Annotated in this window: 10 protein-coding genes; 2 read left to right on the forward strand and 8 right to left on the reverse strand. The window is 59.6% G+C overall.

Translation table 11 applies throughout. From position 1 onward, the window contains the following. Positions 1-16: 16 nt before the first annotated feature. Positions 17-958 (reverse strand): alpha/beta hydrolase, encoded by a 942-nt coding sequence (locus AACY36_RS03885; RefSeq protein ID WP_339415205.1) that lies wholly within the window; start codon positions 956-958, stop codon positions 17-19. A 99-nt stretch (positions 959-1,057) separates the two neighbouring features. Between AACY36_RS03885 and AACY36_RS03890 the strand changes: the two genes are divergently transcribed. After that, positions 1,058-1,633: a DUF6436 domain-containing protein gene (locus tag AACY36_RS03890; protein WP_339427629.1), complete on the forward strand. Its 576-nt coding sequence runs from the start codon at positions 1,058-1,060 to the stop codon at positions 1,631-1,633. Between the two features lie 31 nt (positions 1,634-1,664). After that, positions 1,665-4,019, forward strand: coding sequence for a penicillin acylase family protein (locus AACY36_RS03895; RefSeq protein WP_339415203.1), 2,355 nt, complete (start codon positions 1,665-1,667; stop codon positions 4,017-4,019). Between the two features lie 71 nt (positions 4,020-4,090). On the opposite strand, the gene AACY36_RS03900 is transcribed toward AACY36_RS03895, so the two are convergent. From AACY36_RS03900 to AACY36_RS03930, 7 genes are all read right to left on the reverse strand, one after another. Further along, positions 4,091-4,975, reverse strand: a complete 885-nt coding sequence (locus AACY36_RS03900; RefSeq protein WP_339415202.1) for an ABC transporter permease subunit — start codon at positions 4,973-4,975, stop codon at positions 4,091-4,093. Further along, positions 4,972-5,892, reverse strand: a complete 921-nt coding sequence (locus AACY36_RS03905) for an ABC transporter permease subunit (RefSeq protein WP_370467850.1) — start codon at positions 5,890-5,892, stop codon at positions 4,972-4,974. The genes AACY36_RS03900 and AACY36_RS03905 overlap by 4 nt, the downstream gene beginning before the upstream one ends. Next, positions 5,889-7,031, reverse strand: a complete 1,143-nt coding sequence (locus AACY36_RS03910; RefSeq protein ID WP_339415201.1) for an ABC transporter ATP-binding protein — start codon at positions 7,029-7,031, stop codon at positions 5,889-5,891. The genes AACY36_RS03905 and AACY36_RS03910 overlap by 4 nt, the downstream gene beginning before the upstream one ends. A gap of 64 nt (positions 7,032-7,095) precedes the next feature. Continuing rightward, positions 7,096-8,190, reverse strand: a complete 1,095-nt coding sequence (locus tag AACY36_RS03915) for a polyamine ABC transporter substrate-binding protein (protein WP_339415200.1) — start codon at positions 8,188-8,190, stop codon at positions 7,096-7,098. A 180-nt stretch (positions 8,191-8,370) separates the two neighbouring features. Next, positions 8,371-9,465 (reverse strand): polyamine ABC transporter substrate-binding protein, encoded by a 1,095-nt coding sequence (locus tag AACY36_RS03920; RefSeq protein WP_339415452.1) that lies wholly within the window; start codon positions 9,463-9,465, stop codon positions 8,371-8,373. Between the two features lie 196 nt (positions 9,466-9,661). Then, entirely contained in the window at positions 9,662-11,026 is a 1,365-nt protein-coding gene (locus AACY36_RS03925; RefSeq protein WP_339415199.1) for an aspartate aminotransferase family protein, read from the reverse strand. A gap of 58 nt (positions 11,027-11,084) precedes the next feature. Continuing rightward, positions 11,085-12,443: a glutamine synthetase family protein gene (locus AACY36_RS03930; protein WP_339415198.1), complete on the reverse strand. Its 1,359-nt coding sequence runs from the start codon at positions 12,441-12,443 to the stop codon at positions 11,085-11,087. Positions 12,444-12,890: the final 447 nt, after the last annotated feature.

Here is a 12,890-nt window from a genome sequence, read left to right on the forward strand (position 1 = left end):
CCATATTTGCATCGTGTTACTTCAGGTTATCCGTCAGGTATTTGAAGTACGCCTCACGAATCTCCGGAATCTCATTCGCCAGATGATGCCTGCCCCGCGCCAGCATCAACACCTCAGGCCTGTCGAACTTGCCGCGCAGCACCTGCAAGTTGTGCTGCCAGTCCACGGTCATATCTTCCTCGCCCTGCACAATCACCGGGCGCCGCGAACTGCGCGGTGCGGCCTCGATGCGTTTAATCCAGCGCGCCAATGCACCTACCCAGGCGGTAGGCAGTTGCCGCGGCTGTAGCGGGTCAGCCTCGAGGAACGGCTTGAACTCGGGATCGTGGGTGTTCTCGCTGAAGCGCCGCGCAATGCCTTTGACGAAAGGCCTCAGCAGGTAATAGCTGACCTGCGACCACCCCCAGGCACGCGGCCGCACCAGCGGCGACAGCAGGAAGGTCTTGCCCTGGGCCGGGCTATCGGCGCCATGGTTGAGCAGGTGATCCACCACCACCGCCCCGCCGGTGCTTTGCCCGAACAGGTGCCAGGGCTGCGGCAGTTGTAGCGCCTGGGCCTCGGCGAACAGTGCCTGCACCACCTGCTGGTACACCGCAAAATCATCGATACTGGCGCGCTCGCCACTGGATAACCCATGGCCCGGCAAATCACAGGCGATCACCACAAACCCCTGGTCCAGCGCCCAGTCCACCACGTGGCGATACAACCCCATATGGTCGTAAAAGCCGTGGAACATGAACATCGTCGCCACAGGCTTAGGCGGCCACCACACCTGCGCGACCACCTGAAACCCCTCTACCTCGAAACGCCCCAGGCGGCTGACCGCCGGCACTTTGCGCGCGGCCAGATCCAGCCCGTAGAAACGCTGGTAGACCCGCGCCTCGGCTGAAAGCGGTTGCGCATCCCCCAGGGGCCGCAAGCTTTCGCGCAGATGATCGGGGTCAAAGGTGACAGGCATAAAGGGTTCCAGACTTACGGCAGAGATGAATATCGAGCTGCGATATTCATCTGTCAGGACAAGCATGGCAAGCTACGCGACCTCTGAGGATACATCTGAATGCGACAGCCCTACCGCACCGCCCTGTTCGCCAGCCTTATCCTGGTTATCTGCACCGGCGTGCTGTGGGCCGCATATGACTGGTTCCAGGGCCGCTACCTGCGCGCCTTCAGCGAATACACGGCGGTGTTTTCCGGCGACCCATTGAAGCTGCCGGCCGAGCTCGCCGGCCCAGGCCCGATTCGCCTGGTGCACTTCTGGGACCCGGCCTGCCCGTGCAATGTCGGCAACCAACAACACCTGGGCGAACTGATCGAGCACTACGCACCCCAAGGGGTCGAGTTCTATGCGCTGCAAAAACCTGGGAGCCACGGCCAACTGCCCGACAACCTGCGCACAATGAAAACCCTCACCGCCCTGCCCGGCGCCGACCAAGTGCCAGCCAGCCCGGCGGTGGGCATTTGGGATCGCAGCGGCAAGCTCGCGTATTTCGGGCCCTACAGCGAAGGCCTGACGTGCAATTCCGGCAACAGTTTTATTGAGCCGATCTTGAAGGCCCTTGGAGCGGGGCGCGAGGTGAATGCCACGCACACCCTGGCGGTGGGCTGCTATTGTTCCTGGCTAAAAGGCTCGTAACTCGCCACCCCTCTCTTGGTAAGGAATGTTCATGAAGCGCGTCTTGCGGACTCTCGCGGTTCTTGTAGTGCTGGTGGCGCTCGGCGCCGGCTGGTACGTGTACAGCAAGCAGCCGACCCGCCAGGGCACGGTTGAGCTGGCCAACCTGCAAGGCTCGGTCACCGTGCGCTACGACGACCGCGGCGTGCCACATATTCGTGCCGAGAACGAAACCGACCTGTATCGCGCCCTGGGCTACGTCCACGCCCAGGACCGCTTGTTCCAGATGGAGATCATGCGGCGCCTGGCCCGTGGCGAGCTGGCCGAGGTGCTTGGGCCCAAGCTGCTGGAAACCGATAAGCTGTTCCGCAGCCTGCGCATTCGTGACCGCGCCGCCACTTATGTGGCGCAGTTGGATCATGAGTCGGCGCACTGGAAGGCCCTGCAAGCCTACCTGGACGGGATCAACCAATATCAGGACAGCCACGCCCGCCCGATGGAGTTCGACGTGCTGGGCATTCCCAAGCGGCCGTTCACCGCCGAGGACAGCATCAGCGTCGCCGGGTATATGGCCTACAGCTTTGCTGCCGCATTTCGTACCGAGCCTCTGCTGACTTACGTACGCGACCAACTGGGCAGCGACTACCTGAAAGTCTTCGACCTCGACTGGCAACCTCAGGGCGCCCTGAACCTCGCCGCCAGCGATTGGCAAACCCTCGGCGCCATCGCCGCCCTGAGCGAACAGGCCTTGGCCGACAATGGCTTGCCGCAGTTCGAAGGCAGCAACGCCTGGGCTATCAGCGGCAACCGCACCCAGAGCGGCAAACCGTTGCTGGCGGGTGACCCACATATTCGCTTCTCGGTGCCATCGGTGTGGTACGAGGCGCAGCTGTCGGCGCCGGGTTTTGAGTTGTATGGCTATCACAACGCACTGGTGCCGGTGGCGTTCCTGGGGCACAACCTGGATTTCGGTTGGAGCCTGACCATGTTCCAGAACGATGACCTCGACCTCATCGCCGAGAAGGTCAACCCGGAAAATGCCAATCAGGTCTGGTACCACGACCAGTGGGTCGACATGACCAGCACCGAGCAACAGATCGCGGTGAAAGGCCAAGCGCCCGTCACGCTGACCCTGCGCCAATCACCCCACGGCCCGATCATCAATGACGTGCTCGGCGAGAGTGCCGGCAAGACGCCGATTGCCATGTGGTGGGCGTTCCTCGACACCCAGAACCCGATCCTCGAAGGTTTCTACCAGCTCAACCGCGCCGACACCCTGGCCAAGGCGCGCGCGGCGGCGTCGAAGGTGTCTGCGCCGGGGCTGAATATTGTGTGGGCGAATGCCAAGGGTGATATCGGCTGGTGGGCGGCGGCGCAATTGCCAATTCGTCCAGCCGGTACCAATGCCGGCTTTATCCTTGACGGCGGCAGCGCCCAGGCCGACAAGCTGGGCTTCTACCCCTTCAGCGCCAACCCCCAGGAAGAAAACCCGGCGCGTGGCTACGTGGTGTCGGCCAACGCGCAACCTGTCTCGCCCACCGGCATGGAGATTCCCGGTTATTACAACCTGGCCGACCGTGGGCAGCAGTTGAACGCGCAGTTGAGCGATAAGAGCGTGAAGTGGGATGTCGACAACAGCCAGGCCTTGCAACTGGGCACCACCACCGCTTTCGGCCCACGCCTGCTGGCGCCGCTGTTGCCGGTGCTGAGTGAGGTGGTCAAAGACCCGGCGCAGTTGAAACTGGTGGAGCAACTGGCCACCTGGAAAGGTGATTACCCGCTGGACTCAACCAGCGCCACGCTGTTCAACCAGTTCCTGTTCAACCTGGCCGACGCCGCTTTCCACCCGAAACTCGGCGATGGCATGTTCAAGACCCTGCTCAGCACCCGCGTGATCGACGCCGCACTGCCACGCCTGGCCGCCGCGCCGGATTCGCCGTGGTGGGACGGCAAGCGCGCCGACACCGTCAAGCTCGCCTGGGACAACAGCCTCGCGCACCTCAAGGCCACTTTCGGCGATGACCCAAGCCAATGGCAGTGGGGCAAGGCCCATACCCTGACCCACGGCCACCCGCTGGGCTCGCAGAAGCCATTGGACCTGATCGTGAATGTCGGCCCGTTCCCGGCGCCGGGTACCCACGAAGTGCCCAACAACCAGTCGGCCCCTATCGGCCCGGCACCGTGGCCAGTGACCTACGGGCCTTCCACCCGCCGCCTGATCGATTTCGCCGATGCGGCTCACGCACTGACCATCAACCCGGTCGGGCAAAGCGGGGTGCCGCTCGACAAGCACTATGGCGACCAGGCAGAAGCCTACATCGAAGGCGGCTATGAGCAGGCGCATTTCAGCGATGAGGAAGTGACGGCGAATACGCGCGGCATTCTTAAATTACTGCCTGCGAGATAGCGGCCTGTAAACGCGATCAATGTGGGAGCTGGCCGCAGGCCAGCTCACACATTTTTACCGCGCTCCGTCAGTTAGACCGGTGCAGGCGCCCGGCGCTTGTCCGGCTGTTTCCAGCCATCCGCCGCCGCTTCTTCAATCGCTTGCTGGATAGCCTTCTTGCGGTGTTCTTCGGCACGGCGGCTGAAGAACCACACCAGGAAGGTCACCAACGACACCGCCAACAGAATCAAGCTCGCCACGGCGTTAATCTCGGGCTTAACCCCAAGGCGCACCGCCGAGAACACTTCCATCGGCAAGGTGGTCGAACCCGGCCCCGACACAAAGCTGGCCAGTACCAAGTCATCCAGCGACAGCGCGAACGACATCATGCCGCCCGCTGCCAGCGACGGTGCAATCATCGGGATGGTGATCAGGAAGAACACCTTCCACGGCCGCGCCCCCAAATCCATCGCCGCTTCTTCGATCGACAGGTCCAACTCACGCAAGCGCGCTGACACCACCACCGCCACATAGGCTGCGCAGAACGTGGTGTGTGCGATCCAGATGGTGACAACGCCACGCTCTTGCGGCCAACCGATCATCTGCGCCATCGCCACGAACAGCAGCAACAGCGACAGACCGGTGATCACTTCCGGCATCACCAACGGCGCGGTCACCAGGCCGCCGAACAGCGTGCGGCCCTTGAATTGGCTGATGCGCGTCAGCACAAACGCTGCCAACGTGCCCAGCGCCACCGCAGCCAGCGCCGTGTAGCAGGCGATTTCCAGGGAACGCGCCACCGACCCCATCAACTGCGTGTTGTCGAGCAGGCCCACGTACCACTTGATCGACCAACCGCCCCACACCGTCACCAGCTTGGATTCGTTGAACGAGTAGATCACCAAGATCAGCATCGGCAGGTAGATAAACAACAACCCCACTACCAGCATGAAACTCGAGAAACTGAAGCGCTTCATATCTTGCCCTCCAACTCTTTGGCTTGGCTGCGGTTGAACAGGATGATCGGCACAATCAGGATCGCCAGCATCACCACCGCCAGGGCAGACGCCACCGGCCAGTCACGGTTGTTGAAGAACTCTTGCCACAACACTTTACCGATCATCAGGGTTTCCGGGCCGCCTAGCAGTTCCGGGATCACGAACTCGCCCACCACCGGGATGAATACGAGCATGCAGCCGGCGATGATGCCATTCTTGGACAGCGGCACGGTGATTTTCCAGAAGCTATTGAAGGTGCTCGAACCCAAGTCCGATGCGGCTTCCAGCAGGCTCTGGTCATGTTTCACCAGGTTGGCATACAGCGGCAGGATCATGAACGGCAGGTACGAATAGACCACGCCGATGTACACCGCGATGTTGGTGTTAAGGATCTGCAGCGGTTCGTTTATAACCCCCATCGACATCAGGAAGCCATTGAGCAAACCGTTGTTGCTGAGAATGCCCATCCACGCATACACGCGAATCAGGATCGCAGTCCAGGTCGGCATCATGATCAGCAGCACCAGCACGGTCTGCATCTCTTTGCGCGCGGAAGCAATGGCATAAGCCATCGGATAGCCGATCAGCAGGCACAACAGCGTGCTGAAAAACGCCATCTTGAGCGAGCCCAGGTACGCGGCGATATACAGCTCATCGCCCGCCAGCAAACTGTAGTTCGCCAGGTTCAGCACCAGTTCCAGCTTCTGCTCAACGTAGGTGTAGATCTCGGTGTACGGCGGGATCGCAACCTCGGCTTCGGCAAAGCTGATTTTCAATACGATGAAAAACGGCAGTGCGAAAAACAGGAACAGCCAGAGGAAAGGAATCCCGATGACCACCTGCTTGCCACTGGGGATTATGCGATCCAAGCGCCGCTTGAACTTCTTCATATTCATGAGCGAAGTACCACGCCGCTGTCGTCTTCCCACCAGACGTAGACCTGGTCACCCCAGGTCGGACGCTGCCCACGGCGCTCGGCGTTGGCGACGAAGGACTGCACCAGCTTGCCGCTCGGCAGCTCCACGTAGAACACCGAGTGGCCGCCCAGGTAAGCAATGTCGTGCACCTTGCCGCTGGACCAGTTGTGCTCGCAGGTCGGCATTTCGGTGGTGACCAGCAGTTTTTCCGGGCGGATGGCGTAGGTCACCGACTTGTCTTCAACAGCGGTGGCGATGCCGTAGCCCACGTAGATGTCGCGGTCCAGGTCCGGGCACTTGAGCACCGCGTGGCCTTCGGCGTCATCCACCACTTGGGTGTCGAAGATGTTGACGTTGCCGATGAACTCGCACACCAGGCGGCTGGTGGGCGTTTCGTAGATGTCGATCGGGCTGCCAATCTGGGCAATCCAGCCCAGGTGCATGATCGCGATGCGCTCAGCCATGGTCATGGCCTCTTCCTGGTCGTGAGTCACCATCACGCAGGTCACGCCCACGCGCTCGATGATCTCCACCAACTCCAGCTGCATCTGCGAACGCAGCTTTTTGTCGAGGGCGCCCATCGGCTCATCGAGCAGCAGCAGTTTCGGGCGCTTGGCCAGGGACCGCGCCAGGGCCACACGCTGACGCTGGCCACCAGACAACTGGTGCGGCTTGCGCTTGGCGTACTGGCTCATCTGCACCAGCTTGAGCATCTCGGCCACGCGGGCGTCGACTTCAGCCTTGGGAATCTTGTCCTGTTGCAGGCCGAACGCAATGTTCTGCGCCACCGTCATGTGTGGGAACAAGGCGTAGGACTGGAACATCATATTGATCGGCCGCTCGTAGGGCGGCATGTCGGTGATGTCCACATCGTCGAGGTAGATGCGCCCTTCAGTCGGGCGCTCGAAACCTGCGAGCATGCGCAGCAAGGTGGACTTGCCCGAACCCGAACCGCCGAGCAAGGCGAAGATTTCGCCTTTCTTGATTTCCAGGGACACATCGTCCACGGCAATCGTCTCGTCGAACTTCTTCGTGACCCGGTCGATTTTGACCAGCACCTTTTTCGGTGTCTGGTCGCCCTCGAGGGCTTTCTTATAGGCGCCGGAGGCAACTGCCATTTACGAAACTCCCAACAAAATTTGCAGCTCACCCGATGTGGGTGAACCTTGGATAGTCTGAGCCTTACTTGCCCGTCTTGACCCTGGTCCAGCTACGGGTCATCAAACGTTGCACTTTCGGGGGTAGCTCGAAATTGACAAATGTCCGATCGAGAACCGCCTGCGGTGGGTAAACCGCTTCGTCGGTGCGTATCGATTGCTCCATCAGCTTGTCCGCCCCAGGGTTAGGGTTGGCGTAACCGACGTGATCACTGACCTGAGCGATCACCTCAGGCTGCAGCAAATAGTTGATGAAGGCGTGGGCTTCCTTGACGTTGGCGGCATCCTTGGGGATCGCCATTACGTCAAACCACAGGTTGCCGCCTTCTTTCGGAATCGTGTAGGCGATGTTCACACCCTTGCCCGCCTCGGCCGCGCGGGCCTTGGCCTGGAACACATCACCGGAAAAACCTGCGGCCACGCAGATGTTGCCGTTGGCCAGGTCGGAGATGTATTTAGACGAATGGAAGTAGGTCACGTAAGGACGCACTTTCAGCAGTTTTTCCTCGGCTTTCTTGTAGTCGGCCGGGTTTGTGCTGTTGGGGTCCAGGCCCATGTAGTTGAGCACCGCGGGCAGCATTTCATCCGCCGAGTCCATGAACGACACACCGCACGTGGCCAGCTTCTTCATGTTCTCCGGCTCGAACAGCACGGCCCAGGAATCGATCTTGTCGACACCCAGCACTTCCTTCACTTTATCGACGTTGTAACCGATGCCGTTGGTGCCCCACAGGTACGGCACGGCGTACTGATTGCCCGGGTCGTTTTTTTCCAGACGTTTGAGCAGCACTGGGTCAAGGTTGGCGTAGTTCGTCAGCAATGACTTGTCGAGCTTCTGGAACGCCCCGGCCTTGATCTGCTTGCCGAGGAAGTGGTTGGACGGCACCACCACGTCGTAGCCGGTACGCCCGGCCAGCAGCTTGCCTTCCAGGGTTTCATTGGAATCGAACACGTCGTACACGGGCTTGATGCCGCTGGCCTTTTCAAAGTTGGCCAGGGTGTCGTCGCCGATGTAGTCCGACCAGTTATAAATATTCACAGTCGGGGCGGCCTGCACGCTGACAGCCAGCGTGATACCTGCACCCACCAGCAAGGCTTTGCGAAATAAAGAAATTGGCAAGTGGAGGTCCTCTTGAATAGTTGGGCCTTAAAGTTGTTGCCCGGCAACAAAACCGGCGCGCAACTTACCTTCGATAAACCGATCCGGCAAAACTTTCTGTCATTTAATTTGCAGGAGGCGGTTTGGGTGGAAGCGGACTTGCTCGCCCCCACACAAACTCGCGCCTACAGGTTTACCGCCTTATCTACCGGACTTGATCTTGGTCCAGCTGCGTGTCATTTCACGCTGGGTTGCCGCCGGCAAGTCCGCAATGGCATAGAGCTTGGCCTGCACCTCTGCTGACGGGTAAATGCCTGGATCGCTTGTGATGTCCTTGTCGACCAGTGCGGTCGCCTTCTCGTTACCGTTCGGGAAACGTACGCTGTTGGTGATCGAAGCCATCACTTGCGGCTTCAGCAGGTAGTTCATGAACGTGTAGGCCGAGTCGACGTTTTCGGCATCTTTAGGGATGGCGATCATGTCGAAGAAGCTGCCGGCACCTTCTTTAGGAATGTCGTAGGCCACTTTCACCTTGCCACCGGCTTCAGCCGCGCGGGACTTGGCCTGCTGGATGTCACCCGAGTAACCCACGGCGACGCAGATGTTGCCGTTGGCCAGGTCCGAGATGTACTTGGACGAGTGGAAATAGCCGATCGAAGGACGGATCTTCAGGAATAGCGCCTCGGCTTGCTTGAGGTCGTCTTTCTTCTGGCTGTCAGTCGGCAGGCCCAAGTAGTGCAGCGCGATCGGCAACATTTCGGTTGGCGAATCAAGGAAGCTCACGCCGCAGCTTTTCAGCTTGGCGATGTTCTCAGGCTTGAACAGCACGTCCCACGACTCGATCTTGTCCACGCCCAGCGCGGCCTTGACCTTCTCCGGGTTGTAGCCGATGCCGATCGAGCCCCACATGTACGGGAAGGCGTGCTTGTTGCCCGGGTCGCTGACCGACACGGCCTTGAGCAGGGATTTGTTCAGGTTGTCGTAGTTGGACAGCTTGGACTTGTCCAGCTCCTGATACACACCGGCCTTGATCTGCTTGGCGAGGAAGTTGTTCGACGGTACGACGATGTCGTAGCCGGACTTGCCTGCCAGCAACTTGGCTTCCAGGGTTTCGTTGCTGTCAAAAACGTCGTACACCACTTTGATGCCCGACTCTTTTTCAAAGTTGGCGATGGTGTCCGGTGCAATGTAGTCGGACCAGTTGTAGACGTGCAGCACTTTATCGTCTGCCTGGGCAGCGCCCGCAATTGCGCCCATCAGGGACAAGGCGAGGAGGGTCTTGCCAGCGTTCTTCAAACCTAATGCCTTCATTTGGTGATGCTCCAATTTTTCTTTTTTAGGCCACGTTCTTACAAGGTCCTGCGGCCCGTCTAACAGGGCAACAAAACAGGGCGACAGTCTGGCAAGTTCTGAGGCCGGCTTTCAACCAAAGCCTCATTTATAACGGCTCGATGCGCAACGCTCGAAAGCCGCCGCGCACTGAGCCTAGCACTTAGCCCTGCAATGCCGCCAAAGTCAGGTCCAGGCAGTGGCGAGCCTTGGTCACCAGCTCGTCAATTTCGGCCTTACTGATCACCAGCGGTGGCGAAATGATCATGGTGTCGCCCACGGCGCGCATGATCAGGCCATTCTCGAAGCAGAACGTGCGGCAGATCATGCCTGCGCCCTTGCCTTCGTAACGTTTGCGCGTGACCTTGTCCTGCACCAGCTCAATCGCACCGAGCATGCCCACGCCGCGCACTTCACCCACCAGTGGATGATCAGCCAGCTCCCTCAGACGTTTCTGCAAATACGGTGCCGTTTCGTCATGAACGCGACTGACGATTTTCTCATCGCGCATGATGCGGATGTTTTCCAGCGCCACCGCAGCGGCGACCGGGTGACCGGAGTAAGTGAAGCCGTGGTTGAAATCACCGCCTTCGTTGAGTACTTCCACCACGTCATCGCGCACGATCAGGCCACCCATGGGGATGTAACCCGAGGTCAGGCCCTTGGCGATGGTCATCATGTGCGGCTTGAGGTCGTAGAAATCGCTGCCGAACCACTCGCCGGTACGGCCGAAACCGCAGATCACTTCGTCGGCCACAAACAGAATGTCGTACTTGGCGAGGATTTCCTTGATGCGCGGCCAGTAGCTGGCGGGCGGTACGATCACGCCACCGGCACCCTGGATCGGCTCGGCAATAAAGGCACCGACGTTGTCCACGCCCAGTTCAAGGATCTTCTCTTCCAACTGATTGGCCGCCCACACACCGAATTCTTCCGGGCTCATGTCGCCGCCTTCGCCAAACCAGTACGGCTGGGCGATGTGGGTGATGCCCGGGATCGGCAAGTCGCCCTGTTCATGCATATACGTCATGCCGCCCAGGCTGGCGCCGGCTACGGTAGAGCCGTGGTAGCCATTCTTGCGGCTGATGATGGTTTTCTTGTTTGGCTGGCCTTTGATCGCCCAGTAATGGCGGACCATGCGCAACATGGTGTCGTTGCCTTCGGAACCGGAACCGGTAAAGAACACATGGTTCATGCCGGCAGGCGCGATGTCGGAAATGGCCTTGGCCAGCTCCAACACCGGTGGGTGAGCGGTCTGGAAGAACAGGTTGTAGTACGGCAGTTCTTTCATCTGCTTGGCGGCGGCGTCAGCCAGTTCATCGCGACCGTAACCGATCGCCACGCACCACAGGCCGGCCATGCCGTCGAGGATCTTGTTGCCTTCGCTGTCCCACAGGTAAACACCGTGGGCTTTGGTGATGATCCGTGGGCCTTTCTCTTTCAATTGCTTGAAGTCGCTGAACGGCGCCAGGTGGTGATCGCTGCTCAAAGCTTGCCATTCACGGGTTTGCGGGTTGTTGCTGGACATACCAATCTCCTAGACTTTTCAGGTGAGGGCGCGCCTTTTCCAGGGCGCGCCCGGCGCATCAGACGGCAAAGAGCAGGAATTCCCGCTCCCACGAACTGATCACGCGCTTGAAGTTTTCATGCTCGGCCCGCTTGACCGCGACGTAGCCTGTGATGAATTTCTGACCCAGGTATTTCTCGATGGTCTTGCTGTTTTCCATGCGCTCAAGGGCGTCCTCGATGGTCAACGGCAGGCGCAGGTTGCGTCGTTCGTAACCACGCCCCACCACAGGCGCGCTCGGCTCATGGCCTTCGACCATGCCGATGTAGCCACACAGCAGGCTGGCGGCAATCGCCAGGTAAGGGTTGGCGTCGGCGCCCGGCAGGCGGTTTTCCACACGACGGCTCTGCGGGCCGGCATCCGGTACGCGCAGGCCGACCGTGCGGTTTTCTTCGCCCCACTCCACGTTCACCGGCGCCGACGTATCGGGCAGGAAGCGACGGAACGAGTTCACGTTGGGGGCAAACAGCGGCAGCAATTCAGGAATGAATTTCTGCAGACCGCCAATGTGGTTGAGGAACAGCTGGCTCATGCTCCCGTCTTCATTGGAGAAGACGTTCTTGCCGGTGGCGATGTCGATGATGCTCTGGTGCAAGTGCATCGCACTGCCAGGCTCGCCGGTCATCGGCTTGGCCATAAAGGTGGCGGCCACGTTGTGCTTGAGTGCGGCCTCACGCATGGTGCGCTTGAACACCAGGATCTGGTCGGCCAGAGACAGGGCATCGCCGTGACGGAAGTTGATTTCCATCTGCGCCGTGCCGTCTTCATGAATCAGCGTGTCGAGGTCCAGTTCCTGCAGCTCGCACCAGTCGTAGACGTCTTCGAACAAAGGGTCGAATTCGTTGGCGGCTTCTATAGAGAAGGATTGCCGACCGGTCTCCGGGCGACCGGAACGGCCAATCGGCGGCTGCAGCGGGAAGTCCGGGTCCTCGCAACGTTTGGTCAGGTAAAACTCCATCTCCGGTGCCACGATGGGCTGCCAACCTTTGTCGGAGTAAAGCTTGAGGACTTTCTTGAGCACGTTGCGCGGCGACAGCTCGATCGGGTTGCCTTGCTTGTCGTAGGTGTCGTGGATCACCTGGGCGGTGGGCTCGATGGCCCAGGGCACCAGAAATACCGCGTTCTGATCGGGGCGGCAGATCATGTCGATGTCGGCCGGGTCGAGCAATTCGTAATAGATGTCGTCTTCGACATAGTCGCCAGTCACGGTCTGCAACAGAACGCTCTCGGGCAGGCGCATGCCTTTTTCAGCGATGAACTTGTTGGTTGGCGAGATCTTGCCACGGGTGATACCCGTAAGGTCGCCAATCATGCATTCGACTTCTGTGATCTTGTGGTCTTTCAACCAATCGGTGAGCTGGTCGAGGTTGTTACTCATAAATGCCTCTGGGCTGGGTTTCCTGGCATCCGTTAAAGGCCAGGCGTTGTTTGACGCAGCATCCGCGTCGTTTTTTCATTCAGGGTAGGAGCTTACCTGCCATTTGCTGCAGCGTTGCATTCCTCAGGCCAAACTCGTGCAGAATCATGAGCAGCACCCTGCACGGGAGCCGCTCAGAAGCAGGCAAGAGGAAAGCGAGTGGGCAAAGACGAGGTCAGCCGAGGCGTCAAGAATATTGACCGGGCTACGGGTGTTTACACAGGAAGAATTGAATGATGACAAAGCCTGTCTGAAGCAGGCAGAGACGCCAAGTGGAGGCAGGCGAAACATGAAGCACCCCGGTATTATTGCTGTTATGGGTTTGAATCGAGCTTAGCCTTGTTCATTTTTTTACACAACTCCCCCGTAAAAAATACAACACGGCCCGCTCAAGCCTGCGAGTCCCAA

The sequence above is a fragment of the Pseudomonas sp. EA_15y_Pfl1_P101 genome (assembly GCF_963970835.1).
Taxonomy (GTDB): domain Bacteria; phylum Pseudomonadota; class Gammaproteobacteria; order Pseudomonadales; family Pseudomonadaceae; genus Aquipseudomonas; species Aquipseudomonas tritici.

What these genes read in the sequence shown, in the direction of transcription:
- AACY36_RS03885 (WP_339415205.1), bottom strand. Translation starts at nt 958, where the DNA reads ATGCCTGTCACCTTTGACCCCGATCATCTGCGCGAAAGCTTGCGGCCC.
- AACY36_RS03890 (WP_339427629.1), top strand. Translation starts at nt 1,058, where the DNA reads ATGCGACAGCCCTACCGCACCGCCCTGTTCGCCAGCCTTATCCTGGTT.
- AACY36_RS03895 (WP_339415203.1), top strand. Translation starts at nt 1,665, where the DNA reads ATGAAGCGCGTCTTGCGGACTCTCGCGGTTCTTGTAGTGCTGGTGGCG.
- AACY36_RS03900 (WP_339415202.1), bottom strand. Translation starts at nt 4,975, where the DNA reads ATGAAGCGCTTCAGTTTCTCGAGTTTCATGCTGGTAGTGGGGTTGTTG.
- AACY36_RS03905 (WP_370467850.1), bottom strand. Translation starts at nt 5,892, where the DNA reads ATGAATATGAAGAAGTTCAAGCGGCGCTTGGATCGCATAATCCCCAGT.
- AACY36_RS03910 (WP_339415201.1), bottom strand. Translation starts at nt 7,031, where the DNA reads ATGGCAGTTGCCTCCGGCGCCTATAAGAAAGCCCTCGAGGGCGACCAG.
- AACY36_RS03925 (WP_339415199.1), bottom strand. Translation starts at nt 11,026, where the DNA reads ATGTCCAGCAACAACCCGCAAACCCGTGAATGGCAAGCTTTGAGCAGC.
- AACY36_RS03930 (WP_339415198.1), bottom strand. Translation starts at nt 12,443, where the DNA reads ATGAGTAACAACCTCGACCAGCTCACCGATTGGTTGAAAGACCACAAG.